This is a genomic window from Pseudomonas sp. dw_358, from assembly GCF_018449655.1.
Classification (GTDB): Bacteria; Pseudomonadota; Gammaproteobacteria; order Pseudomonadales; family Pseudomonadaceae; genus Aquipseudomonas.
Genome location: NZ_JAAVUX010000023.1, coordinates 48,383 through 73,895 on the forward strand (window position 1 = coordinate 48,383; position 25,513 = coordinate 73,895).

At 64.6% G+C, this 25,513-nt stretch carries 22 protein-coding genes and 1 tRNA gene; 9 read left to right on the forward strand and 14 right to left on the reverse strand.

Annotated features, from left to right (window positions below):
• Window positions 1-4: 4 nt before the first annotated feature.
• Window positions 5-1,525, reverse strand: a complete 1,521-nt coding sequence (locus tag HB675_RS23770) for an FGGY family carbohydrate kinase (protein ID WP_213881606.1) — start codon at window positions 1,523-1,525, stop codon at window positions 5-7.
• 155 nt (window positions 1,526-1,680) lie between these two features.
• On the opposite strand from HB675_RS23770, the gene HB675_RS23775 reads away from it, so the two are divergent.
• A complete protein-coding gene (locus HB675_RS23775) occupies window positions 1,681-2,697 on the forward strand; it encodes a LacI family DNA-binding transcriptional regulator (RefSeq protein ID WP_213881607.1) in 1,017 nt (338 codons plus the stop codon).
• Window positions 2,698-2,736: 39 nt separating this feature from the next.
• Here HB675_RS23775 and HB675_RS23780 read toward each other — a convergent pair whose 3' ends face one another.
• The 6 genes from HB675_RS23780 to HB675_RS23805 all read right to left on the reverse strand — a co-directional run bounded on the left by HB675_RS23780 (window position 2,737) and on the right by HB675_RS23805 (window position 9,728).
• Complete coding sequence (locus HB675_RS23780) at window positions 2,737-3,474, reverse strand: SDR family oxidoreductase (RefSeq protein ID WP_213881608.1); 738 nt, start codon at window positions 3,472-3,474, stop codon at window positions 2,737-2,739.
• A complete protein-coding gene (locus HB675_RS23785; RefSeq protein ID WP_213881609.1) occupies window positions 3,471-5,009 on the reverse strand; it encodes an FGGY-family carbohydrate kinase in 1,539 nt (512 codons plus the stop codon). Before HB675_RS23785 ends, HB675_RS23780 begins: the two co-directional genes overlap by 4 nt.
• A 32-nt stretch (window positions 5,010-5,041) precedes the next feature.
• Window positions 5,042-6,133: an alcohol dehydrogenase catalytic domain-containing protein gene (locus HB675_RS23790; protein ID WP_213881610.1), complete on the reverse strand. Its 1,092-nt coding sequence runs from the start codon at window positions 6,131-6,133 to the stop codon at window positions 5,042-5,044.
• Between the two features lie 69 nt (window positions 6,134-6,202).
• Window positions 6,203-7,201 (reverse strand): ribose ABC transporter permease, encoded by a 999-nt coding sequence (locus tag HB675_RS23795; RefSeq protein ID WP_213881611.1) that lies wholly within the window; start codon window positions 7,199-7,201, stop codon window positions 6,203-6,205.
• On the reverse strand, window positions 7,191-8,702 hold the full coding sequence (locus HB675_RS23800; protein WP_213881612.1) for a sugar ABC transporter ATP-binding protein: 1,512 nt from the start codon (window positions 8,700-8,702) through the stop codon (window positions 7,191-7,193). The genes HB675_RS23795 and HB675_RS23800 overlap by 11 nt, the downstream gene beginning before the upstream one ends.
• 84 nt (window positions 8,703-8,786) lie before the next feature.
• Complete coding sequence (locus tag HB675_RS23805) at window positions 8,787-9,728, reverse strand: substrate-binding domain-containing protein (protein WP_213881613.1); 942 nt, start codon at window positions 9,726-9,728, stop codon at window positions 8,787-8,789.
• A 246-nt stretch (window positions 9,729-9,974) separates the two neighbouring features.
• On the opposite strand from HB675_RS23805, the gene dhaL reads away from it, so the two are divergent.
• Window positions 9,975-11,678 carry a dihydroxyacetone kinase subunit DhaL gene (gene dhaL, locus HB675_RS23810; protein ID WP_213881614.1) on the forward strand — a complete coding sequence of 568 codons (1,704 nt, stop codon included), beginning with the start codon at window positions 9,975-9,977 and terminating at the stop codon, window positions 11,676-11,678.
• 65 nt (window positions 11,679-11,743) lie between these two features.
• On the opposite strand, the gene HB675_RS23815 is transcribed toward dhaL, so the two are convergent.
• The 7 genes from HB675_RS23815 to HB675_RS23845 form a co-directional block, all read right to left on the reverse strand.
• Window positions 11,744-11,818, reverse strand: a tRNA-Gln gene (locus HB675_RS23815).
• A gap of 131 nt (window positions 11,819-11,949) precedes the next feature.
• Complete coding sequence (locus HB675_RS23820) at window positions 11,950-12,825, reverse strand: EamA family transporter (protein ID WP_213881615.1); 876 nt, start codon at window positions 12,823-12,825, stop codon at window positions 11,950-11,952.
• 35 nt (window positions 12,826-12,860) lie between these two features.
• Window positions 12,861-13,838: a helix-turn-helix domain-containing protein gene (locus tag HB675_RS23825; RefSeq protein ID WP_213881616.1), complete on the reverse strand. Its 978-nt coding sequence runs from the start codon at window positions 13,836-13,838 to the stop codon at window positions 12,861-12,863.
• A 4-nt stretch (window positions 13,839-13,842) separates the two neighbouring features.
• Complete coding sequence (locus tag HB675_RS23830; RefSeq protein ID WP_213881617.1) at window positions 13,843-14,388, reverse strand: isochorismatase family protein; 546 nt, start codon at window positions 14,386-14,388, stop codon at window positions 13,843-13,845.
• 559 nt (window positions 14,389-14,947) lie between these two features.
• A complete protein-coding gene (locus HB675_RS23835) occupies window positions 14,948-15,853 on the reverse strand; it encodes a glycoside hydrolase family 25 protein (protein WP_213881618.1) in 906 nt (301 codons plus the stop codon).
• A 24-nt stretch (window positions 15,854-15,877) separates the two neighbouring features.
• Entirely contained in the window at window positions 15,878-16,543 is a 666-nt protein-coding gene (locus tag HB675_RS23840; RefSeq protein ID WP_213881619.1) for a hypothetical protein, read from the reverse strand.
• A gap of 283 nt (window positions 16,544-16,826) precedes the next feature.
• A complete protein-coding gene (locus HB675_RS23845) occupies window positions 16,827-18,032 on the reverse strand; it encodes an alpha-hydroxy acid oxidase (RefSeq protein WP_213881620.1) in 1,206 nt (401 codons plus the stop codon).
• A 352-nt stretch (window positions 18,033-18,384) separates the two neighbouring features.
• On the opposite strand from HB675_RS23845, the gene HB675_RS23850 reads away from it, so the two are divergent.
• Genes HB675_RS23850 through HB675_RS23880 form a run of 7 tightly spaced genes read left to right on the forward strand, consistent with a single transcriptional unit; the run spans window position 18,385 to window position 25,504 of the window.
• Window positions 18,385-19,371: an ABC transporter substrate-binding protein gene (locus tag HB675_RS23850; RefSeq protein WP_213881621.1), complete on the forward strand. Its 987-nt coding sequence runs from the start codon at window positions 18,385-18,387 to the stop codon at window positions 19,369-19,371.
• Window positions 19,372-19,431: 60 nt separating this feature from the next.
• On the forward strand, window positions 19,432-20,310 hold the full coding sequence (locus tag HB675_RS23855) for an ABC transporter permease (protein ID WP_213881622.1): 879 nt from the start codon (window positions 19,432-19,434) through the stop codon (window positions 20,308-20,310).
• On the forward strand, window positions 20,307-21,071 hold the full coding sequence (locus HB675_RS23860; protein ID WP_213881623.1) for an ABC transporter ATP-binding protein: 765 nt from the start codon (window positions 20,307-20,309) through the stop codon (window positions 21,069-21,071). The genes HB675_RS23855 and HB675_RS23860 overlap by 4 nt, the downstream gene beginning before the upstream one ends.
• 26 nt (window positions 21,072-21,097) lie before the next feature.
• The gene (gene hisD, locus HB675_RS23865; protein WP_213881624.1) at window positions 21,098-22,423 is read left to right on the forward strand and encodes a histidinol dehydrogenase; all 1,326 of its coding nucleotides are present in this window, start codon (window positions 21,098-21,100) and stop codon (window positions 22,421-22,423) included.
• Window positions 22,424-22,425: 2 nt separating this feature from the next.
• The gene (locus HB675_RS23870) at window positions 22,426-23,718 is read left to right on the forward strand and encodes a hypothetical protein (protein ID WP_213881625.1); all 1,293 of its coding nucleotides are present in this window, start codon (window positions 22,426-22,428) and stop codon (window positions 23,716-23,718) included.
• 15 nt (window positions 23,719-23,733) lie between these two features.
• A complete protein-coding gene (locus HB675_RS23875) occupies window positions 23,734-24,741 on the forward strand; it encodes an alcohol dehydrogenase catalytic domain-containing protein (protein WP_213881626.1) in 1,008 nt (335 codons plus the stop codon).
• A gap of 16 nt (window positions 24,742-24,757) precedes the next feature.
• Window positions 24,758-25,504, forward strand: a complete 747-nt coding sequence (locus HB675_RS23880; protein WP_213881627.1) for an SDR family oxidoreductase — start codon at window positions 24,758-24,760, stop codon at window positions 25,502-25,504.
• The last annotated feature ends 9 nt before the right edge of the window (window positions 25,505-25,513 follow it).

Sequence of the window (25,513 nt, forward strand, 5' to 3'; positions counted from 1 at the left end):
GATCTCAAGCCATCCCCAACCGCGCCAATCGCGGAAACAAATCCCGCAACCGCGGATAGACATCCGCATAAATCCCCAACAGTTCTTGATGAAACCCCCGCAACGCCGGGTTGGGCTCGAAGGTCTCGCCCCCTTGAGTCATGGCCTCGGCCGCCTCGGCGAAACCCCCATACCACCCCGCCCCGACGGCTGCCGCAATGGCCGCCCCCAGGCTCGAGGCCTCCTGCGCCGAGGCCCGCACCACCGGCCGGTCGGTGATGTCGGCCATGATCTGGCACCACAAGCGGCTGCTCGCCCCGCCACCAATAGCCACGAAAGCTTGCACCGGCTGCCCGGTGGCAGCCACCACGGCGTTGGTGGCCACGGCCTGTTCCAGCGCGATGCCTTCCAGCAAGGCACGGTAGATCTCGGCGCGGCCATGGTCGGGTGACAGGCCCAGCAGGCAGCCACGAGCGTCCTGATCCCAATAGGGGTTCATTACCCCGTTCCAGTACGGCAACAGGATCAAGCCGGCACTGCCCGGCGCCACTGCTGCCGCTGCCCGCTCCAGCACCAGCAGTTCATCCGGCTGACTGGCCACATCGATATGAAAGAACTGGCGCAACAGGCTGTTGATCAACAACGTGCCGGAACGCAAGGAAGTCTCCAGCACATAGCCGTCGCCCCCCACGGCGCACATCGTGCGAAAGGCCTGGGCAGTGTCCGGGGTGCGCGAGAACACCCCCGAGACGATCGCCGTGCCCAGGTTCAGGTAGGCCATGCCGGGGCGCACCACCCCGATGCCCAGGCCACCGGCCTGACCGTCACCGCCGCCGGCGACCACCGCCACCCCCACCGGCAACCCGGTCAACACGCTTGCCTGCGGGGTGAGCCGCCCCAGCAGCGTCCCCGGCGCCCGGGCCAGCGCGAAGCAGTCCGCCGACAAGGGCGTGGGCAAGGCCTGCAGCACCGGCTCGGCCCAGACGTGGCGGTGAATATCGAACGCGCCAAAGGGGTCGGCACTGGCCCAACTGGTGGCGAACACCCCGGTGAGCTGGCGCACCAGCCACGCATGGGGATCGTAGACGTGACGGATGCGCCTGAACAGGGCCGCTTCGTGGCGCGCCATCCAGGCCAGGCTGTAGATCGCCGGTGACCAGTCGTGGGGCTTGCCGGTCATGCGGTGCAAACGCTCGAGGCCCAGCACGGCGGACAAGGTATCGACCTCGGGCTTGCGCCGCTCGTCCAGCCAGAGCATGGCCGGGCGCAGCAGTTGATCGTCGGCATCGGTGACCGCCACGGTCTCGCGCTGGTTGACCACCGCCACGGCGGCCACCGTTTGCGTATCAATCAGCAGCGACAGCGCCTTGAGCGCGGTCTGCGCAGCCCGCCACCAATCGTGCGGGTCCTGCTCGTAGGCGTTGCTGTGCGGCCGGCCCATGGCCAGCGGCGCGCGCGCCTGGGCAACCAAGGTGCCCTGCGCATTCCAGGCGATGACCTTGCACGTGGTGGTGCTCAGGTCGATGCCGATGACCAGTGTCTGCATGCTAGTCGACTCTTGTTAGGGGTGTTGAAGGCTCGCGTCGGCGTTGAAAGACTAGCCGAGGATCAGCCGGGTATTCGTCCGTTTGCCCACTCATTTCGAGTCGGTGGCGTGCTAGCCTGTGGCAGTCGATTCCCGTCCAGATCATCGCGAGCCCAATGAGCAAAAAAGTCCCCGTAACCGTCAGCGACATCGCCCGCCGCGTGAACATGACCTCGCAGACCGTGTCCCGGGCCCTGAACAAACCTGACCTGGTGAAACCGGCAACCCTGGCGAAAATCCTCAAGGTGGCCGAGGAGCTCGACTACGTGCCCAACGCCTTCGCCCGCAGCCTCAAGCGCAGCGAAAGCCTGATCATCGGCCTGATCACCGCGTCGGTGGACAACCCGTTCTACAGCGAGATGATCAAAGCCATTTCCCGGGAAGCGAAAAAGCACGGCTACACCATCATGCTCATCGACACCGACGGTTCCGAGGAACTGGAGAGCAAGGCGGTGGACACCCTGCTCGGCTACCGGGTCGCGGGCATCGTGCTGTCGCCGGTGTCCGACGAACCCCATTACCGTCCCGCCTACCTCAACCGCCTGAGCAATGGCGACATGCCGGTGGTGCAGCTGGACCGCGCGCTGCCCGATAGCCCGTTCAGCCATGTGGTGCTGGACAACTACGAAAGCGGCCTGAAGGGCGCCCGGTATCTGCTCGCGCAAAAGCCCGATATGCGGCGCTTGCTGGTGCTGACCGGTCCGGCGCACTCGCGGATTTCCGAGGAGCGCCTGCGTGGGGTCAAGGCGGCGCTGGCCGAGGCCGGCAAGCCAGTGGAGCTGGCCGTGTTTGCCGGCGATTACACGCTGGAGCCTTCGTACCTGAGCACCTTGGCGTACCTGCGCGAACAAGCCCGCCCCGACGCGATTTTTGGCTTCAACCAATTGATCACTCTGGGCGCCCTGAAAGCCCTGCGCGACCAGGGCATCGCCCATGAGCAGGTGGCGATCTGCGGCATTGATCGCCTGCCCTTTGCCGACATCTTCGGCATTCCGATTGCCTGTATCGCCCACGACGCCTCCCGGGCCGGCAGCCAGGCGGTGCAATTGCTGCTGGCGCGGATTCAGGATGCCGGGCTGCCGCGCAGTCAGGTGGTGATTGGCGGCGAGTTGGAAAACGGGGTTCGGATTTGATACTGCGTTGCCTGCGATGAGGCCCTCAGAGTCAATCCCTCACCGACTGGTATACCCCCCATCGATTGGCAACGCCACGCCACTGATCATCGATGCCGCATCGCTCAACAAGAACAGAATCGGCCCCGCCACTTCATCGGTCTCGGCAAAGCGCCCCAGCGGAATCCCCGCCAGCGCCGGGTCGCGCTTGGCCGGCTTGCTCCACACCTGTACGGCCATGGGCGTCAGGGTCACCGTGGGGTTGACACTGTTGACCCGGATCCCGTGCTTGCCCCATTCCCCGCATTGGACCCGGGTCATGGCGTCCATCGCCGCCTTGGACGCGCAGTAGGCCAAGTGATCATCCAGTGCCACCAGCGACGCCTGGCTGGACACGTTGACGATGCTGCCCGCCACACCTGCCGTGATCATCCCCCGCGCCACCGCAGCCGCCACCAAGGCCGCCGCACGCACGTTGACCGCCATCACCTGGTCGAAGCCCTCGGCCGTCACCGCATCGGCCGCCTCCAGCAGCGCGATGCCGGCACAATTGACCAGGCCATGCAGCGGCGGCAACAGCGCCAACTGTGCCGTCAGTGCGGCGCTGTCGGCCATGTCCACCCGCACAATATGACAGCCCTGCCCCGCCAGTTTTTCCAAGGCCTGGGCATCACGGCCCATGGCATAGACCTGCGCGCCAGCCCCCATCAGGTGATAGGCGACGGCCCAGCCAATGCCGCTGCTGGCACCGGTGACCAGGATGCGCTGGCCGGTGAAATCGAAGCTCGCGGTACTCATGACGAGGCCTCCTGCAGGCGGTGCATGATGGGTTTGAGGGCCGGATACAACGCCACATAGTCGGCAAACAGACGCGAATAGAGCCGCACATTGTCAGCCTCGGGCTCGGCCCGCCGTTGCAACTCGACCCAGCCGCGATGCACCTGCGCCTCATCCACCAGCCCGGCGGCATGGGCCGCCAGCAACGCCGCGCCGAGGGCGGCTTCCACCTCCTGGACGATGGTGTAGACCGGGTAGCCGGTGACGTCGGCGATGATCTGCATCCACAGGTCGGAGTGGCTGGCGCCGCCCACCACGATCAGGCGCGGGTCCAGGTGCTGCGCGCCCTGCCTGCCCGCCTCGATGTTGTGGCGCAGGGCAAAGGTCACCCCTTCCAGCACCGCACGGTAGAGATGGACGCGGCTGTGATACAGGCTCAAGCCGACAAAACTGCCGCTGGCGCTGGCGTCCCACACCGGGCTGCGCTCACCCATCAGGTAGGGCAGAAACAGCAAGCCGTCGCTGCCGGCCGGCACCTTGAGCGCCGCCCGTTCGAGAATCCCGTGGCTGTCTTCACCACTGTCCCGGCCTTGCTGTTCCTCGGCCTGGCAGAACTGCTCGCGAAACCAGCTGACCGAGGCCCCGGCGGTGATCGCGCCGCCGAAGATGTACAGATCGCGCGCGCCGTTGAATACATGGGGGAAACTCACCAGCCCATGGCGTGCGTCCACCTGCTGGTTCAAGTAGCCCCAGCACATGCTGGTGCCGATCATCGCCACATGGTTACCGGCCTCGGTCACCCCGGCGGCAAAGGTGGCCATGGCCGCATCGACGCCCCCCGCCAGTACCGGCGTTCCCGGCTCGAGGCCCAGGCGTGCCGCCCAATCTTCCAGCAGGCCACCGACCACTTCGCCCGAATGCAGCAAGCGTTCGGGCATCATCGCCGGCGCAATACCCAAGGCCTCGAGCATCGGCACCGACCAGCACCGCGCGGCCTGGTCGTAGACACCACCGATGTTGCCGGCCGAGCTGTGGTCCACCGCCACCGCGCCTGTCAGGCAGTAATTGATGTAGCTGTTGGGCGGCAGCAGATAGCAGGTGTCGGCCCAGACTTCGGGCTGGTGCTGCTTGAGCCAGAGCATCTTGGTGAAGCCGTAATAGCTGTCGACACCGTTACCGGTGATGGCCTGCAACTGCTCCAGGTCAACGTGCTCGCGCACCCACTCGACCTGTTCGCTGGCGCGCCGATCCATCCAGATCAGGCAGGGATACAGCGGCTTGATCTGCGCATCCACGGCAATCCCGGAACCGCCATACAGGCTGCTGACACACAGCGCCTTGATCTGCCCGCGGGGCACCTGCGCCTTGTCCACGCAGCCGGCAATGCACAGCCTCACTGCGTCCAGCCAGACCTGCGGCCACTGCTCGGCCCAGCGCGGCTTCGGCGTGTCGACCTTGTAGCTGTGGCTGTGCTGCGCGAGGATGCAGCCCTGGGCATCCACCAACAGGGCCTTGGTACTCTGGGTGCCAATGTCGACACCGATGACATAATCCATGGGGCGGTTCTCTTGTTCTTGTTATGAGCCAGCTACTTTGGCGATTGCGGTTTCAGCAGCACCTTGATCGACCGGGTCGAATTGGCCAGCTCAAAGGCCTCGGCATAGTCATCCAGGCCAAAATCATGGGTGACGATGCCCTTTGAGGTCACCAGCCCGCGCTCGAACAGGTCGATGGCCACCGGGTAGCAGTAAGGCCCCAGGTGCGCACCACGCACGTCCAGTTCCTTGCGGTCACCGATGATCGACCAGTCGGCGCTGGTCTCGGCGCCGAACACGCTGAACTCGACGAAGCGGCCAAGCTTGCGGATCAGTTCCAGGCCCTGGGTGACGCCGATCGGCACGCCGGTGGTTTCAATATAGACGTCGCAGCCATAGCCGTCGGTCAGGCCCTGGATGATCGCCTTGGCGTCGTCGCGGCCGGGGTTGATGGTCACGTCGGCGCCGTACTGTTTCGCCAGTTCCAGGCGCTCGTCGACCATGTCGATGACCACCAGTTTCTTCGGTGTCTTGAGCGCCGCCACCTGGACCATGCACAGACCCAGCGTACCGGCACCGGCGATTACCAGCACGTCGTCCAGCTGCACGTCGCCACGGTTGACCGTGTGAATGGAGCAGGCCATGGGTTCGATCAGCGCCGAATCTTCCAGCGACACCGACTCCGGGATCTTGTGCACGATAGCCGTCTTCGGAATGCGCATGTACTGGGCCATGCCGCCCTCGGCCACGTCCTTCTGGAAGCCGAAAATGTTGTGCACCTCGCACATCCAGTACTTGCCGGACTTGCAGAAGCGGCACTTCTCGCACGGCACGATCTGCTCGGCGATCACCTTGTCGCCGACCTTGACCCCGAAGTGTTCCTCGGCGCCCTCGCCCACCTGTTCCACGTAGCCGAAAAATTCATGGCCCGGAATCACCGGCGCCTTGACCCACGGGCTCTCGCCGCCCCAGAACATCGCCGCGCCCGAGTGGCATTTGCAGTCACTGGCGCAGATGCCGCAGGCTTTGATGCTGATCACCAGTTCCAGGGGCCGCGCCTGGGGCTTGCCGATACGCTCCAGGCGGTAGTCCTTGGGTGCGTGGCAGACGATGGCTTGCATGGTGTTGTCGGTGTTGTTGTCCATGTCGATTCACCTTTTTCAGGACGAAGGAAGCCACAGCGGCCCGCAGGACCGCTGCTGTTGGATGAGGTATTACTTGTGCCGCTGTTTGCTGATGAAAATCGCCAGCAGGATGATCCCGCCCTTGATCACGCTTTGCACATAGGGCGAGACCCCGAGCATGTTCAGGCCGTTGTTGAGCACGCCCAGCAGCATCGCGCCCACCAGGGTGCCGACGATCACGCCACGCCCGCCGGCTATCGACGCGCCGCCCAGGACCACGGCGGCAATGGCGTCCAGCTCGAAGCCGACCCCGGCGTTGGGTTGGCCGCTCATCAGCCGTGACGACAGCACCAGCCCCGCCACCGCTGCCGTCAGGCCACTGATGCAATACACCAGCAACTTGAAGCGCGGCGCCCGAACCCCGGACAGCCGTACCGCTTCTTCGTTGCCGCCGATGGCGTAGATGTAGCGGCCGATGCGGGTCTGCTGCAGGAGCACCCAGGCCAGAAAGTAGGTCGCCAGCATGATCAGGATCGGCACCTGGATGCCGAACAAGGTGCCGCGCCCGAACCAGGCAAACCAGTCCGGCATGCCCGAGATGGGATAGCCGTCGGTGTACATCAGGCCCAGGCCTCGGGCGATGCCCATGGTGGCGAGGGTGACGATGATCGGCGGCATCTTCAGGTAGGCGACAAAGATGCCGTTGCCGATACCAAAGCCAACGCCGATCAACAAGCCGATGAGAATAGCGATGGGCGCCGGTACGCCGGCCACCATCAAGCCGGTGGTCAAGGTGCCGGACAAGGCCATGACTGGCCCCACCGACAAATCAATGCCGCCCGTGAGGATCACGCAGGTCATGCCCACGGCAATGATTGCGTTGATCGACACCTGCCGGGCGATGTTTTCCAGGTTGGCACCGGTGAGAAACTTGTCGCTGGCGAAGATCATGAACAGCGTGACCACCACCAGCCCGACGAAGGGATAGAAGGCCGGCGAGCGAATCAGTCGGGCGAAGTCGAGCTTGAGGGCTTTGCCGTGCTGGCTTTTGATGGGCGCACTCTTGATGGGCCCGCTTTTAATGGACATGGACACTGTGGCTCCCCCCTGTGGCGTGACGCATCACCTCTTGCGGGTTGATGCTGGACGCTTCCAGAACGTTGACGATGGCACCTTTGTTGAAAACAGCGACGCGGTCGCACATACCGATGATTTCCGGCAGCTCCGAGGAAATCATGATGATCGCGAAACCCTGCTCGGTGAGCTTGCGCATCAGGCTGTAGATCTCGGCCTTGGCGCCGACATCGATGCCGCGGGTGGGCTCGTCGAAAATCAGGATGTCGCAGTGGTGGTTGATCCAGCGCGCGATCACCACTTTCTGCTGGTTGCCGCCACTGAGGTTGAGCACCCGGCTTTCACAGGTCGGCGCCTTGATCGAGAGTTGCTTCATCAACGCCGTGGTGGTCAGATCCTCCTTGCGTCGATCAAGCAGGTGGCCGTGGTTTTCATACTTGCCCAGATTGTTCAGGGAGATATTCTCGCGGATGCTGAAGTCGACGATCAGCCCTTCGCTCTTGCGGCTCTCGGGGAGCAGCCCGATGCCGTGGGCCAGCGCCTGGGCCGGGTCGGCCAGGTGCACGGGCAGGCCGTGGAGCAAGACGTCTTTGCTGACCACCGACAAGGCCCCCATGACGCCCAAGGCCAACTCCGTGCGCCCGGAACCCACAAGCCCGGCAAAGCCGAGAATCTCGCCACGGTGCAGTTTGAAATGGTTGTGCGGGCCGTTCTTCAGCAATTGAATGTCGCGCACTTCCAGCACCACTTCACCCAACGGCGTCGAGGTCTTGGCCGGGAAATTGGCGTCCAGGCGCCGGCCTACCATCATCTCCACCAAGGTGTCGATGTCACTGTCGGCCACGGTCAGGGCGCCGACGTTGCTGCCGTCGCGCAGCACGCTGATGCGGTCACAGACCTGGAAAATTTCTTCCAGGTGGTGGGAGATGAAGATCACCGCCACGCCCTGGCTTTTCAACTCGCGCATGATGCCGAACAGCAGCTCGGCTTCGGAGGGGGTCAGGGTTGCGGTAGGTTCGTCAAGAATCAGCAGGCGCGCATTGAGGGCCAGGGCCTTGGCGATTTCGACGAACTGCTGCTCGGCCACGCTCAGGTGCTGCACCGAACAGTCCAGATTGATCTGCACGCCGAGGCGGGCGAACAGGGCAATGGCCTCCTCGCGCATGTGCTGCTTGCGCAGCAGCCCCAGGCTGTTGACCCGCTCGTGGCCGAGGAAAATATTCTCCACGGCGGTGAGGTACGGGATCAGGCTGAACTCTTGAAAGACGATGCCGATGCCGGCGGCGATCGCTTCGTTGTAGGTCGCGAAGTGCTGCTCCGCGCCGTCCATGAGAATGCTGCCCTGATCCTGATGCTCGACGCCGGCGAGGATCTTCATCAGGGTCGATTTGCCGGCACCGTTTTCCCCGAGCAAGGCATGGATTTCGCCACGCTCGACCCGAAGGTTGATGGACTTGAGCGCCTGCACGCCGGGGTAACTCTTACAGATATTGTCCAATTGCAGAAGGCTGCTCATGGGCACCTCGCCAGACCGAACGTCGTGGGACCGAACGGCGCCCCCCTCTCGAGGCGCCGTCACCGTAGTTGAGCTGTCGCAGGCTTACCAGCTGAAGGTCTTGGCCTTGGCCTGATCCACCAGCAGGATATCCACCGGAATGGCCTTGGGCACTTGGGCACCCCACTTCTTGGCCAGCGCCACGCCCAGGGCCAGGCGCACCTGGTCGCGTGGGTACTGCGCCGAGGTGGCGATGAACTTGCTGCCCGGTTTCTGGATTTCCTTGATGGCTTCCGGGGCACCGTCAACGCTGGTCAGTTTGACGTCCATGCCGCTCGCCTCGATGGCCGCAAGGGCGCCGAGGGAGCCGTTGTCGTTGACGCTGAACAGGCCTTTGAGAGTGGGTTGGGCCTGGAGCATGTTTTCCGTGACGCTAAGGGCCTGGTCACGTTCCTGCTTGCCATTCTGGGTGCTGACGATCTTGATGTCCGGGTACTTGGCAAGGGCGTCCTTGCAACCGCGCACCCGTTCAAGAATCGGCACCACGGCGATGCCGTCGAGAATGCCGACGTCACCCTTGCCGCCAATGTTCTTGGCCAGGTAGTCGCAGGCCTGCACCCCGGCGTCATAGTTCTTCGAGCCGACGAAGGAGTCCAGCGGCCCATCGGCCTGGGCGTCCACGGCGACCACCACCACCCCTTTGTCGTGGGCCTGCTTGACGGCGGACTGCACGCCGACCGAATCGGTGGGGTTGATGATCAGGATGTCGATGCCTTTTTGCAGCATGTCCTCGATGTCGCTGAGCTGCTTGGACACGTCGTGCCGCGCATCGGTGACCAACAGTTCGGCGCCGATGGTCTTGGTGGCGTCCTGCAGGGCGTCCTTCATGGTGACAAAGTAGGGGTTGTTGATTTCCTGGAACGACACACCGATTTTGTAGGGGCCGGATTTAGCGGCATCGGCGGCCTGGGCGCTGCTGGCGCAGGCGACGGCAAAAGCGAGGGAGCAAGCGGCGGCACAGAGGCCTCGGCTGAAGCGGATTGTCATGGCGAATATCCCGTTGTTTTTATTTTTAAGCGGAAATGTCATCGTTAACATTCTGGAAATTAGCAGAGAAATGCGGGGTAAGCAAGGGATTCGTGGGGGACTGGAAGGGGTGGTCGACAGGAGGTGCGGATGGGGTGGCAGGTGCTGGTCTGGGCACCTCTGCAAGACCCGCACATTGGACATCGCCCCCCTCACCCACCACACTCCTCTTATCCCCATAACAAATAACCGGGACCGGACACCACCATGAAAAAACTCATCAACGACGCCCTGACCGTCGTCGACGACATGCTCGAAGGCGTAGCCCTCGCCAACCGTGACCTGATCTTGCTGCAAGGTGAAAATATCGTCGCGCGGCGCGACTTCGCTGCCTTGGGCGCGGCTGGCAAGGTCGTGCTGATTTCCGGTGGCGGTGCCGGCCACGAGCCGGCCCACGCCGGTTACGTCGGCCAGGGCCTGCTGACGGCGGCGGTGGTCGGCGCCGTGTTCACGTCGCCCAGTGTGGATGCGGTGCTCAGCGCCATCATGACCCTGACCGGCCCCGCAGGGGTGCTGCTGATCGTCAAGAACTACACCGGCGACCGGCTTAATTTTGGCCTGGCCGCCGAGTTGGCCCGCAGTGCCGGTGTCGCCGTGGAAATGATCGTGGTGGGCGATGACGTGGCCCTCGACGACAACGGCACCGTGGGCCGTCGCGGCATTGCCGGTACGGTGCTGGTGCACAAGGTCGCGGGGGCGGCCGCCGAAGCCGGGCTGCCATTGGCCGAGGTCAAGGCTGCCGCCGAACGAGCGGCCACCGGCCTGTTCAGCATGGGCCTGGGACTGAGCGCGTGCACCGTGCCAGCGGCGGGTACGCCAGGGTTCACCTTGGGCGACAACGAGGTCGAATACGGCCTGGGCATCCACGGTGAAAACGGCGTGCGCCGAGGGCCGGTGGAGCCTGCCGACAACATGGTTCATGTGCTGCTGGAGCGGATCTTCAGCCAGGGTCAACTGCTGCCCGGCGAGCGTGTCGTGGCCATGATCAACAACCTCGGGGGCACGGCGGTGCAGGAGCTGGACATCGTCGCCCGCCATGTCCTGGCCGGCTGCGTGACCCATGGGCTCAAAGTCGAAGCGGTGCTGGTAGGCACGTTTCTCACCGCGCTGGAGATGGCCGGCTGCTCGGTGACCCTGCTGCGGGTAGACGATGCGACCCTGGCCCGGCTGCGGGCACCCACCTGCGCAACGGCCTGGCACCCCTTGCAATCCCCGGCCACCGACCTGAGTCGGCAACCCTGCGCCGCCCTGCCCGTCAGTGCCGGACCGAGCGGCGCCAGCTGGCGCAAGGCCGCCACCTTCAAGGCGGCGCTGGTGGCGGTCTGCGCCATCCTCAAGGAACACGAAAGCCACCTCACCGAACTGGACTCGGTCGTGGGCGACGGCGACCTTGGCACCAGTCTGGCGCGGGGCGCAGTGGCCATCGAACGGGCGCTGGACACGTTGGACTGTGATCACCCGGCGTTGGCCCTGCAGCAGATTTCTGCTGTGCTGCGTCGCTCGCTGGGGGGGACCTCCGGGCCGTTGTATGCGATTTTCACCTTCAGCGCCGGCGCTTCACTGGCCGGGGCCGAAGTCACCCAACTGGCGTCCTGGAGCCGAGCCTTTCAGGCGGGCTGCGAAGGGGTGATGAAGCTGGGGGGCGCCAAGGCCGGCGAGCGCACCATGCTCGATGCCTTGCTGCCGGCGGCCCACGCCCTGCGCAACCGCGAGAAAGGCGCCGGTGCCGGCGAATGCGCGCTGCTGGCCGCCAGCGCCGCTTTGCAGGGCGCCGCGCAAACCAAGCAGATGTTGCCGCGCAAGGGCCGTTCGTCCTATCTGGGCGAACGGGCGCTGGGGCACGTGGACCCTGGAGCATTTGCTGTGGGGCTGTGGATGATGACCGTGGCCAACGCGCTGAATCGGTTCTGATGGGCGGCGGGCAGAAACGACATCGCCGGTGTTGCCCTGAGGCAAACACCGGCGATGAAAGAAGATGGCAGGGGCGGCTGGATTCGAACCAACGCATGGCAGGATCAAAACCTGCTGCCTTACCGCTTGGCGACGCCCCTGGAGCGACTGCTGCGAATGCGTTGTGAAGCGCTTTGCAACAATGAGCGGGAATTTACCAGCTTTCCTCGCGGGCGGGAAGCGCCAAGGCAAAAAAAACTTCCTAAAACAGCCACTTACTTTCCAGCACCGTTCACGCGTGGGCGGCTTGCTCGTTCGACGAGGTCACTACGCTGCCGGCACAGGCCAGAACGATACCGGCAATGGCCACCCATTGCGCCATGCCCAGACGCTCGCCCAGCACACCCAGGCCGATCAGCGCCGCCACCGCCGGCTGGGCGCTGCTCAACAAGCCGAACACCTTGGGCGGCGCATTGCGCAAGGCGACCATGTCCAGGCTATTGGGCACCACGCTGGACAACAGCGCGATGCACAGGCCTGCCAGCAAAACGCTCGGCTGCAACAGCAAGGCCCCGCTCTGTGCCAGCCCCATGGGCAAGGCAATGATCCCGGCCACCAGCATGCCCCAGGTCACCGCGCTGCTGGCCGCATCCTTCACGCGGTTGCCGAACACGATGTACAACGCCCAGCAACTGGCGGCGCCGAAGCCGAAGAGAATGCCCACCCGGTCCAGTACGGCGCCACCGGCCTCGCTGGGCAGCAGCAGCGACAGCGAGCCGATGGCCAGCGCCAGCCAGAGAATGTCGAAGCCCCTGCGCGAGGCGAGCATCGACACGGCCAGCGGGCCGGAGATCTCGATGGCCGACGCGACCCCCAGCGGCAAGCGCTGAAACGCTTGATACAGGCACAGGTTCATTCCGGCCAGCATCACGCCGTAGATCAGCACGTTGCGCCACTGCAATGCGTCCAGCCGTACTCGCCACGGCCGCACGACGGCCAGCAGCACTAACGCCGCCAGACCGATGCGCAAGCTGGCCACGCCACTGGTACCGACCATCGGGAACAAGGTCTTGGCAAGCGCCGCGCCGGCATTGGCAGAGAACTGAGCCGCGAGGACGGCGCTGCAGGCCGCCCACGGCGAAAGGGTCGTGGTTTTGGTCGTATTCATGGCGGCCGAGCATACCGGCCCGACGGTGACTCTCGCTAGTGGGCGAGACGCGATTCAGAGGGCGTACCCTCCTCGAATTTGCTCCAGATTCGCCGCAGGTGCCGCGCCGAACCAAACCCGGCGCGCTGAGCCACAGCCTCCATGTCCAGGCCCGATTGCTCGAGCAGCTCCCGGGCCAGGGTGACCCGTAGCCGATGCAGATAATCCAGCGGGGCAGCTCCGACATGCTCATGAAACAGACGGCCCAGATGGCGGCTGCTGGTGCAGGCAATATCGGCCATGCGCTCCACGCTCCAATCGTCGCTCGGGTCGGCCACGATGGCGTCCTGCACGCGGTGCACGCCGGGGTGCAGGTGATTGCGGCCGCTGATCCAGGGCGACAGTTGCGGGTCGCAGCCGCTGCGGCGCCTGTACACCACCATCTCCCGCGCCACGGTGCAGGCCAGCCTCGGCCCGGCCAGCTCGGCGAGCAGGTGCAAGGTCAGATCGATGCCGGCCGTGATCCCGGCGCTGGTGCTGATGCGGCCATCGGTGACATACAGACGGTTTTCCACGACCCGCGCCTTGGGCGCCAGCGATTGCAGCGTCGCGCACAGGGCGTGATGAGTGGTGCATTGCCGCCCGTCCAGCAAACCCGCGCGCGCGGCGCTCAAGGCACCGGCGCAGACGCACAACACTTGCTCGCGGCTGGGCGCAACCACCCGGCGCAACCAGTCCACCAGCGTCGCACTGGCGGTGTCGAGGCCGTGTTGCTCGGCGGCTGTGACCTGCGAGGTGGATCCCACCAGCACCACCAACGTGCCTGCGGCCACCTGCTCGGGCAAGGGTGCCAGGCCGTTCAGCGGCAGGCCGATGGAGCTCTGAATGTCAGCGACCGGGCCGGCATACTGCAAGTCGAAACCGATCCCCCCCTCGCCCCCCACTTGATTCGCCAGGCGCAAGGCTTCGGCCGGCCCGGCCAGGTCCAGCATCAGCACGTGGGGCAACAAGACGAACAACACAGGGACACGCATGAACTCAGCTCTCCAAGGCTTGGGCGACGGTAAGGATGCGGGCGAAACGCCCTTCGAGCACCAGTTCGGTACGCTCGCGAATCTGCGCAGGGCCGTAGGTGCGGCCGCTGCGGGCGTGGGTCATGGCAAAGGTCAGGGTCGCTTCGCTGACGAAGTCCACTGCAAAGCCGCTGTCCGAGGCGTGGCGGGTGGTGGTCTCGCAACACTGCTCGGTGCGGATACCGCTGACGATCAGCCGCCGGATCCCGCGCCCGGTCAGCCACGGCGCCAGCGGCGTACCGGCCAAGGCACTGTGATAGCGCTTGTGAAAGGTCACGGTGGGCTTGATGGCCAAGTCCTCAAGGGCCCGCACCTGCCCCGACGCCAGGGAGAAATGACCACTGTCCTCGACATGAAATACCTGCACTACCGGGATCCTCAAGGCCACGCAGCCGTCGATCAATGCCTGCTGCTGGACGAGATAGGCCGCCAGGTCATTTTCGGACCAGTACGGAGAATGGCGAAAGGACTCTTGTACGTCGATCACGAGCAACGCGGTAGAAATTGACATGCTATTTCCGTGGCCTTGAGCAAACTGAATGAGGAAGCCATCGTAGGCGCCATGCAAGGCTGGAAACAGGCCAGAGCCGGACCGATACAGGACAGAAACGGACTTTTACGGAGGTGGCTGAACTGACGCTGTCGCGACCCAGGAGAGGTGATGGCCCTTGGCAAGCTGGCAGGGTGCAGACGCAGTGTACAAATAGTAACCAATCGTCGCTCAACCAGTCCCGCCGTGGCCTGCAGACAGCTGTGCGCAGGTTATCCACAAGCGGATGCACAGCAGATGTGGGCAAAAAATCGTTTTTGGCCAAAGGGTTATACCGATCGATCTTGACCGCCCTCGGCAGCGCCTTGATACCCGGCACCCGATCGGTTGTCCAACACACTGCGCAGTTCGCCGTCATGAAGCCGTTGACCTGAACAAAAAACAACCACCCTGTTCCCACCCAGGCCTGCCAAGGCTTGCAGCCAGATGTACGCAGCTTATCCACAGGCGGATACACAGTGATTGTGGGCAAAAATCCGTTTGCAGACAGCCGCTTGCAGCACCTGAAGGCCGATCGGCCTCACAATGCCCACTGCGCTGCCAGGGTCGCTGCATCCCCCGCAAAGTGATTGCAGTCCAGCCGCTTTTTGGCATCCCCCAGGATCCCCGCCACGGCACGACAGCCCGGCGGCCCGACGTCGCCATCGGTGTATTGCCAGAGCCAGAAGCTCTCCCAACTGCGTTGCACCGTCGGATGCGAACCGTATTGGGCCAGCCACAGGCGGTGTTGAGCGAAGAACGCATTGCTGGTCGAGCCGAGGTAACCCTTCAAGGTGCTGCCGCTGTAAATGACCGGACGACGCCCCAGTCGGTTGAAGATCTCTTCACAGAAGCGCTGGGCGATGTCCAGGGTCATCTGGTTGCCTGGCGTGGCTTCGAAATCCAGGGCAACCAAGGTGTGGGCATCCGGCTCGGCATAGCGCAGGAAGTTGTCCACCTGGGTGATGGGGTCAGCGGCCGTTCCCCAGTGATAGGCGCCCCACAGCAAGCCGGCATCGAGGGCCTGCTGGCGGCGTTCGGCGTACTGATCATCCTGCCCGTGCTGACCGGTGGTGGCTTTGTGAATGACGCCGACCAGGCCCGCCGCCTTGGCCTGGGCAAAGCTGCCGACGCCGTCGTTATGGTTCATGTCGATGACCAATGGCACGTCCGCGAGGCGGGCCTGGGGGCCTGAAGGCACAGCGGGTGTCGAGCCGTTCAGCGCACCGCACCCGCCAGCCCAGACAAAGCTGTTGCCAGCCAGACGGTACCAGTGGGCATTGCCCTGCACGTTGTCGCCCACGACCACGCCGAGCACCTGAACCGTGACGCCCGCCTCCAGTTTTCGCAGAACCGGCGCCGTGGTGGCCGGGGTGTTCTGCCTCACGTTGACTCGCACTGTGGTCTGCACGGTGCCCGACAGTGCCAATTCGACCGTATCGCTCATGCCCCACCCCCGCGCCATGGCGCCTCAACCCACCGCATCGTCCTGCACACCTGCCGCCACTGCGGGCGTCTTGCCTTGTTGGCCACCGAGCGCCTGAAGGGCCTGGGCGATCTGATCGCCTTTGTCTTTGGACCCCTGGCTGCTGCCCCAATAGAAGCTCACGATGTTGGACGACAGTCCGGTGAGAAATCCCACCACCGTGCCGACCAGGCCAAACCCGGCCGTCGCCAGACCGGCGTTCGCGGCGGTGATCCCGTTCCAGACCACATAGGTGGAGACGCCAATCACCAACAGCACGGACAACAGACTCAAGGTGACCAGGCGCATGCCATTGGTAAACACCTTGGCCGCCATGCCGCTGTCACGTTGGAAGGCACCGGCGCGGGTGCGGTCTTGCAGCTCCAGCTCGGCAAAACGCATGCCGGCGCTGGCTTCGTACTTTTGCAGATCGGCTTCGGCGGCGCGCAACTTGAGCAGAAAGTCAGGTGCCTGCGCCTGGGTTTCGACCGTCTTTATCAACTGTTCGGGGGACAGCACCGGAGCGGGAGCCGCAGCAGGCAGCCGGGGTGCCAGCGATGTCGAGGCCACGGCGGCAGCGATGACATTGAAGGGAGAAGGCAAGCCGAGTGCCATCAGCAACGTGGGCGCTGCGGCGCGCAGAAGGTTGACCACCACCGAAGATAACGCCATGTGAGACTCCCCGAGCCAAGAGCACCCCTGCACAGGAATCCACGAAGTCATCGTCCTGACAGCCGAAAAACTGTATGGAAAGTAGATACGGTTCCTCAACCGGTCAAGGCACGCCGATCAGCCATTTCGCACTATCCAGGCAATCAGCCGAGCATAACGAGACCTGACCACTTCGCGCGCAACTGCTGGCGATCGAACGTCTGGCCAGCCTTGACGAACAACCACTGTGAGCCTGGAGAACACCCAACGCGCCTGGCGCGTCAGCAGCCAGGCCAGGTCGAGCTCATGAGCCCTGCGGTCCTGAAAGATCGCGGGCATACTCGATCAACGGGTGCTCCCCCACCAACTGGTCCAACCGCTGACACCCCAGCAGAATCATCGCCCGCTTGAGCTCGTCGCCGAGGATCTGCAAAGCCTTCTGCGCCCCCGCCTCCCCGCCCACCGCCACGCCGAACAAGGTCGGCCGGCCCACCAGCACGCCGTCGGCGCCCAAGGCCATCGCCCTGACGATGTCGGAACCACGGCGCACACCGCTGTCCAGCAGGATCTGCACCTTGCCCTTGGCCACGGCGCTGATGGCTGGCAGCGCGGCGATGGCCGAGGGGCTGCCGTCCAGTTGACGGCCGCCGTGGTTGGTCACGACGATACCGTCCACCCCCAGGGCAACGGCCCGCTCGGCATCGCCGGGGTGCAGCACGCCCTTGAGAATCAACTGGCCGGTCCAGCGATCGCGCAGGCGCGCCAGGCTCTCCCAGTTCAAACCGGTGTCCATCTGGTTGCCGATGAAATGCTGGGCGCCGGCGGCGTTGCGCGCCTCCTTGGGCAGGTACGGGTCCAGGTTACCCAGGCTCGGCATGCCGTGAGGCCAGAGGGTGCCGGCCATCCAGCGCGGGTGGCCGAGCACGTCGATTTTGTTGGCCAGGGTGAGCTTTTGCGGACGCTGAAAGTTGCGCCGATCCCATTCGCGGTTGCCCAGCACGGTGGCGTCGCTGGTCAGCAGCAAGGTGGACACCTGCAAGCGCTCGGCACGTTTGAGCAGGTCTTCCTGCACGGCTGGATCCTTGAGGCAATAGAGCTGGAACCACAGGTTCAGGCCCGGCACCTGCTCCACCAACTGCTCCATGGAAGCGCAGGACACCGTGCTCAGGCAAAGCGGAATACCCTTGGCCGTGGCCGCCCGGGCCAGCAACACATCCGCATCGCGACGCAACATGCCGTTGTACCCAGTGGGCGCGATAACAATGGGCAAGGCCGCCGGGCGGTGGCTCAACGACGTGCTCAGATCAGGGTCCTGCACGCCCTGCAAAGTACGCGGGCACAGCCCCAGACGGTCGAAGTCACGGCGGTTGGCGGTGAGGGTGATTTCTTCTTCGGCGCCACCGGCCAGGTATTCCCAGACAAAGTGCGGCAGATAACGCTGCGCCAGGCTAGCGAGTTCCGGGATGCTCTGCACGCGCGAGAGATCACGACCGGTGTGGTAGCGACGCATAAAGGGTGAATCCTCAAGATTGGCTGACCTGTATAGACAGGCCAAGCAATATGCAGACCAGTCGGCGCAAAGGCCCTGCCGACGAGATAAGCCACGATGACGAGCCTCGGCGAGTGTTCCTCAAAGGGGCAACTTTCCTGCAACCTGCCCCGTTCTAGCTCACATCCTCGCCGCCGAAGTAAGTGTTATGCCACCTAATCCCTTGCGGGCTGCGGGTCTGCCCGAATAGGCACGCTCCATGCTTACCTGTATAGACAGCTCAACCTGATTTTCCGCCGTGGCGCCTCCCGCAGTGTTGAAAGAGATGCCACTCAAAAGCAACCGCCTTCTTAAACCATGAGCGAGACCGGACATGAATCAGCTGTTGAAGAATGGGGTGAAGTGCCTTGTCGGCATCTGCGCATTGAGCGCCGCGGTGGCCGCGTCCGCTGCTGAAATGAAAGCGGAACCTGGCACCCTGAAAGTCGGTATCGAACCTTGGCTGGGCTACGGCCAGCTGCACGTGGCCGCCGCCCAAGGCATCTATGCCAGGCACGGGCTGGAGAAGGTCGACCTGGTCAACTTCAACGAAGACAAGGACATCAACGCCGGCCTGGCCAGCGGCCAGTTGGACGCCGCGACGATCGCCACCCACACCGCCATGGGCATGGTTGCCGCCGGCCTGCCGGTGAAAATCGTCCTGCTGCTGGACCAGAGCATGACCGCTGACGCCGTCATCGCCGGCCCCGACATCAAGTCCATCAAGGACCTCAAAGGCAAAGAAGTGGCCTTCGAAGAAGGCGCCACCAGCGACATCCTGCTGCACGCCGCCCTGGCCAAGAACGGCATGCAATGGAGCGACATCAAGCCGGTGCCAATGCCCGCCGCCAACGCCGGCACCGCTCTGATCGCCGGCCGCGTGCCGGTGGCCGTGACCTACGAGCCGTACCTGAGCACCGCGCGCCAGCAGAACCCCAAGGTCAACATGCTGTTCAGCGGCAAGGACCTGCCGGGCATCGTCAGCGACGTGCTGGTGGTGCGCGACGACGTGCTGAAAAACAAGCCGGGGCAGATTCAGGCCCTGGTGGACTCCTGGGGTGACGCGGTGACCCACTACCGCGCCAACACCACCGCCGACCGCGCCGTGATCGCCAAGGCCGTAGGCTCCAGCCCGGAAGACCTGGCCAGCGCCTTCGACGGCGTGCAGTTCTACAGCCTGGCGGAAAACCAGCAGCAGCTCAACGGCGCCTTCGCCCAGACGACCTTCCCCATGGTGCTCAAGGCCGCCATGGAAGCCGGCCTGGTGCAGAAGCCGGTGACCGCTGCGGGGATGATCGACAAGCAGTTCGTCAAGCCGTAATAGAGGGGCGCGGCTTTGGCCGCGCCCTGTCGTCCTCCACGCCACAAGGGCGAGACGTCAATGAGCTACGCCACACTGAATGAAAAGCCCGTCGGCCAAGACGCGGTCGCCGCACCGAACCCGGCCCCCGCGGCCCGTCGTCGCAAGCGCGGCAACCTTTTCGTGATCGGCCGCCAGCCCGGACGCCGCGGCTACCTGACCATCGCCATCGCCGTGTTTGTCATCCTCGGCTTGGCCTGGTGGGCCGCCAGTGCCTCCGGGATGGTGCCGGTGATCTTCTTGCCCTCACCGCAAAGCGTCATCACCCGGATGGTGCACCTGGCCCAGGACGGCACCCTGTGGGGCGACCTGAAGGTCAGCCTCTACCGCATCAGCGTGGCCTTTGTGGTGTCCTCGTTGATGTCGATCCTGTTCGGCGTGCTGGCCGGCAGCTTCGGTTTCTGGAAGGCCTCGCTGGAACCCTTGGTGGATTTCGTGCGCTACATGCCGGTGGTGGCCTTCGTGCCCCTGACCATCCTGTGGAGCGGCACCGGAGACTTCCAGAAATTCCTGATCATCTGGCTGGGGACCTTCTTCCAGCAGGTGCTGATGGTGATGGACTCGGTCAAGCGCGTGCCCGGCGATTTCGTCGGCCTGGGCCGTACCCTGGGCATGAGCAACAGCAAGATCCTCTGGAAGATCGTCCTGCCCAGCGCCCTGCCGGGGATATGGGATGCGCTGCGGGTCAGCCTCGGCTGGGCCTGGACCTGGCTGGTGCTGGCGGAACTGGTGGCTGCCACCTCGGGCCTGGGTTATCGCATTGTGGTCTCCCAGCGTTTTTTCCAGACCGACACCATCATCGGCTACATCCTCTTTCTCGGGCTGCTGGGGCTGATCTCCGACCAGATCATGCGCGCCGGCGAGAAGCTCCTGTTCCGCTACAACCGGAGGCGCTCATGAGTACCCTGGCCATCCACAACTTGCACAAAAGCTTCAGCATCAACCGCGAGAGCAAGAAGGTCCTCGATGGCATCAGCCTGACGTTGGCCGATAACGAATTCGTCTCCATCGTCGGCACCTCGGGTTGCGGCAAGAGCACCCTGCTCTCCATCGCGGCAGGGCTTGAGGATTTCGAAGGCGGCGACGTGCTGGTGGACGGCGTGCCGATCCAGGGCCCCGGTACCGACCGGGGCGTGGTGTTCCAGGCCTACACGTTGCTGCCATGGCTGACCGCCCTGGGCAACGTCGAATTCGCCCTGAAAGCCGCCGGGCACAGCGCCAAAGACTGCCGGGACATCGCCCGCGAGCACCTGCAACTGGTCAATCTGAGTCAGTTCGAAGGCGCTTACCCCAACGAACTGTCCGGCGGCATGAAGCAGCGCGTGGCCATTGCCCGCGCCCTCTCTTACCGGCCCAAGATCCTGTTGATGGACGAGCCTTTCGGCGCCCTCGATGCCATGACCCGCCGGCAGATGCAGGAGTTGCTCACCGAGGTCTGGGAGGCCCACCGCCTGACCGTGATGTTCGTCACCCACGACGTCGAGGAAGCGGTGTACCTGTCCGACCGCATCGTGGTCATGGGTGCCGGCTACATCAAGGACACCGTCGCCGTGCCCCTGGACCGCCCGCGTCTGGAAGGCGCCTGCGAAGGCCCGCCGTTCAGTGAAATCCAGCGCCATGTCCTGGGCCTCATCCGCCAGGGCTCAGCCGCTCACGCCTGATCGAATTCTATTTTCGGAGTTTTGCGATGAAGCAAGCCACGTTCCACGACCTGAGCACCGCCACCAGCCTGCCTCCGGCCCTGTTCAACCGTACCGAGACCGACCTGTCGTTCTTCGTCGACAAGGTCAAGCCGATCATCGAGGCGGTGCGTATCGAAGGCGACGCCGCCCTTGAACGTTTCGCGCGCCAGTTCGATGGGGTCAAGGCCGAGCGGATGTCCATCCGTGCCGAGGACGCTGAGTTCGACGCCGCCCTGGAACGCATGGACCCCAAGGTCGTGGAAGCCATCCGCTTTGCCGCCCACAACATCCGCGCATTCCACGAAGCGCAGAAGCCCGAGGAAATGTGGCTCAAGGAAATGCAGCCCGGCGCCTTTGCCGGTGACCGCCATGTGCCCATCGACTCGGTGGCCTGCTACGTGCCACGGGGCAAGGGCTCGTTCCCCAGCGTCCTGCTGATGACCGCCATCCCCGCCATCGTCGCTGGCGTGCCGCGGCCGGTGGTGATCACTCCGCCCGGCCCGGACGGCAAGGTGGACGATGCGACCCTGGTGGCGGCCCGTCTGGTAGGCATCAAGGACCTCTACAAATGCGGCGGCGCCCAGGGCGTGGCAGCTGTGGCCTACGGCACCGAGACCGTGCCCAAGTGCCTGAAGATCGTCGGCCCCGGCAGCCCGTGGGTGGTGGCCGCCAAGCGCCAGCTGTCCAACCTGATCGACCCCGGCACCCCCGCCGGCCCGAGCGAATGCGTGATCCTCGCCGACGAGACCGCCAACCCGACCCTGGCGGCCATGGACCTGATCATCGAATCCGAACACGGCCCGGACTCCTCCGCCTACCTGGTGACCCACAGCCGCGCCGTGGCCGAAGGCGTGATTGCCGCACTGCCAGGACTGTGGGCCAAACTGGACCCCAAACGCGCCGAGTTTTCCCAGACCGTGCTCTGCGGCGACCATGGCGGTGTGGTGCTGACCAAGAACTTCGCCACCGCCATCGAATGGGTCAACGAATACGCCCCCGAACACCTGGAGATCCTCGCCGAAGAACCCCTGGCGGTGATGCCGAAAATCCGCAACGCCGGCGAGATCCTGCTGGGCAACTACACCCCGGTTACCCTCGGCAACTTCGTCCTCGGCCCCAACGCCGTGCTGCCCACCAATGGCGCGGCCAAGACTGCCGGCCCGCTCTCGGTGTTTGACTACATGAAACGTATCTCGGTGGGCTACGTGACCCGTGCCGGCTATGACGCCCTCGCCGAACAGGCCCATGGCTTCGCCTTGTACGAAGGCTTCAGCGGCCACGCGCTGGCAGTGTCGCCGCTGCGCAAGGCCATTCTCGCAGAAGGCAAGTGAGCATGACTGCGCAACCCCTCGCGGCCCTGGCCCGGATGCAGGCAAAGCAAGGTGACTGGGCGGGCGCTCGGCTGACGCTGCTGCAGCTGGTCGGCGAAGTGATCGGCGTGACCGCGACCGACCTGCACATCAACCGCGATCAATACAGCCTCAACTCCCTCAACGGCGTGGCCAGCCTGGCGGACGGTCGTCGGCTGTTCTTCAAGTACCACAACGAAGAGGGCGAGGATAAAACCATCGAGGAGTACTACAACGCCGAGTTGCTGCGCGAGGCAGGCTATCGCGTCGACGTGCCGCTGTATGCCTGCGGCGAGCCGGGGCGGCAAATCCTGCTCTATGCCCTGCGCGAGGACTTGCGCCTGGCCGATGTCTGCCGGCAGATCGAGGAAAGCGCCGACTGGGCGCACATGGCGACGCTGATCCAGGCCCAGCAAGCCTACGACACCGAGGCGCTGGAAGGCGCCCTGCGCACCCTCAAGCCGGGGACCGCGGCCGAGGTGGTGAAGGAGCCGGTGCATCAGCTGTTCTACCACCGTTTGATCAGCGAGGGCCAACCGGCCGGGCTGGGCGGGCGCGTGGCCAGTTACTACGTCGGCAAGACGTTCGCGTTTCCTGCCAGCGAGGTGCCGTGGGAACAGCTCAAAGACCTCAAGTGGGTGGTCAATGGCGTGGAGTACGCGCGCACCCTGGGCGAGCTGTTCGAAGAAAGTGCCGCCGTGCTGGCCCCGGCAAAACTGGCCGACCATGGCGTGGTCACCGCCCACGGCGATGCCCACAATGCCAACGTGTGGTACGAGACCGACGGCGATACGCCGCAGCTGGTCAGCTTCGATCCGGCCTTTGCGGGCCGGCAGATTCCGGCCTTGTTGGCCGAGATCAAGGCCACCTTCCATAATATTTTTGCCCACCCGCTGTGGCTGTACGAACCGGCCCGGATCGCCCCCCAGTACAGCGTCGATACCCGGCTGGAGAACGGCCGTCTGTGCGTCGATTTCGACTGGCAGCTGTCACCACTGCGCGAAGCCTTTTTGCAGAGCAAAACCGAACACTACTGGCAGCCGCTGATCCAGAATCTGCACAGCCGTGGCTGGCTGCCCGAGGATTGGCAGCGCATCGTGCGCCTGGCGTTGTTCTGCTGCCCGGCGCTGGTCCTCGACTTGCGCGCCGGCGGCATCAGCGGCCATACCCCCCACAGCTCGGCCCTGGGCCTTGCCATTGCGGTCAGCGCCGGCAGCGAACCCGCCCATGGCGAAGACGCGTTCAGTCGGCTGTTCGCGGCTATCCAGCCGGTCTAACCCTCAGGAACCGACATGAAAGCACTGCGTTTTCACGGCAAGCAGGACATCCGTTTCGAAGACATTCCCGTCCCCGGCGCTATCCCTGCGGGCCACGTGCGCCTGCAGGTGCTGGCCGCCGGCGTGTGCGGCTCGGACATTCACAACTTGAAGACGGGGCAGTGGATTTCGCAGCTGCCGGTCACCCCGGGCCACGAATTCTGCGCGCGCATTACCGAGCTGGGCAGCGGCGTCGAAGGCTTTGCCGTGGGTGACCGCGTAGTAGTGGATTCCCGGGCCCATTGTGGCCAGTGCGATTTCTGCCTGGCCGGGGCCGGCAACCTGTGCCGACACATGGGCTTTGTCGGCGAAGTCTGCGACGGCGGCTTTGCCGAACAGAGTGTGCAACCGGTACACCGCCTGCTACCGATACCCGACGGTGTCAGCAATGAAATTGCCGCCCTGGCCGAGCCGCTGGGGGTGGCGCTGCGGGTCCTGAACCGGTTGGCGCCCGCCCCTGGCGCGGCAGTGCTGGTGGCCGGCGGCGGCCCCATCGGCGGTCTGGCGGCGATCCTGCTGCGCGAACTGGACGACCGGCCGGTGTACCTGATCGAACGCAACGAAGGCCGCGCGCAGTTGCTCAAGGACGTCTGCGGGGTGATTCCGGTGCCCTGTGACAGCGCCGCGATCCACGCCGCCATGGGCGGTACCGAGCCGGCCTACTGCATCGAGGCCACCGGCAATGCCATGGTCATGGAGCAGCTGATTGCAGCCGTGGCTTCGGGCGGGCGCATCGCATTGGTGGGGTTGTCTTCGGGGCTGTGTGCGCTGAGTACCAACGCCATTGTCGAGCGGGAAATCGAACTGGTCGGCTGCAGCGTATTTCGCGAAGAACAGCGCCAGGCCATGGGCCTGCTGGAACGCTTGAGCCCGCTGCTGCGTCAGGTGATCGACGGCCCGGTGGGGCTGGAGCAGATTCTTCAGGTGTACGAAGCTGCCGGCAGCGGCGCCAACGTAAAGCTCAAGACCATCATCCAACCTTGAACAGGCGCAACGCGTTATGACTCCTTCATTTTCCGTGGCGGGCAAGCGAGTATTGATCACCGGCGCCTCCAAGGGCATCGGCCGCTCGCTGGCCCTGGCCTTTGCCGCCGGCGGTGCTCAAGTGCTGGCCGCCGCCCGTGACCTCGACAAGCTGCAAACGCTCAAGGCCGAGATCGCGGCCCTGGGCGGCCTGTGCAGCGTCTTTGTGCTGGACGTGGCCGACCGTGCTTCGCGGGAAGCCGCATTCGCTCAGATCGATGCCCTCGACGTGTTGATCAACAACGCCGGCGTGGAAAAGGTCACCCCGTCGCTGGGCCTGGACGAAGCCACCTGGGACGCCATCGTCGACGTCAACCTCAAGGGCGCGTTCTTCTGCGCCCAGGCCGCCGCCCAACGCATGAGCGCAGGCGCCAGCATCATCAATATGTGTTCGTTGACCAGTGAGGTAGGTGTGCCCGGCGCCCTGCCCTACGGCGCCTCCAAGACCGGGCTGGTGGGCATGACCCGTGGTCTGGCAGCCGAGTGGGCACCCCTGGGCATTCGGGTCAACGGCCTTGGGCCGGGATACTTCGAGACGGACCTGACCCGGCCGTTCTACGAGAACCCAGGCTGGCAGGAAGCGATGCTGGCAAAGGTGCCGATGGGCCGGCTCGGTCATCTGGATGACCTGGCCGGCGCGGCGTTGTTTCTGGCGTCCCAGGCTTCGGGTTACATCACCGGCCAGGTGCTCTATGTCGACGGCGGCTATCTGGCCGGGATGTAATCAGGCGAC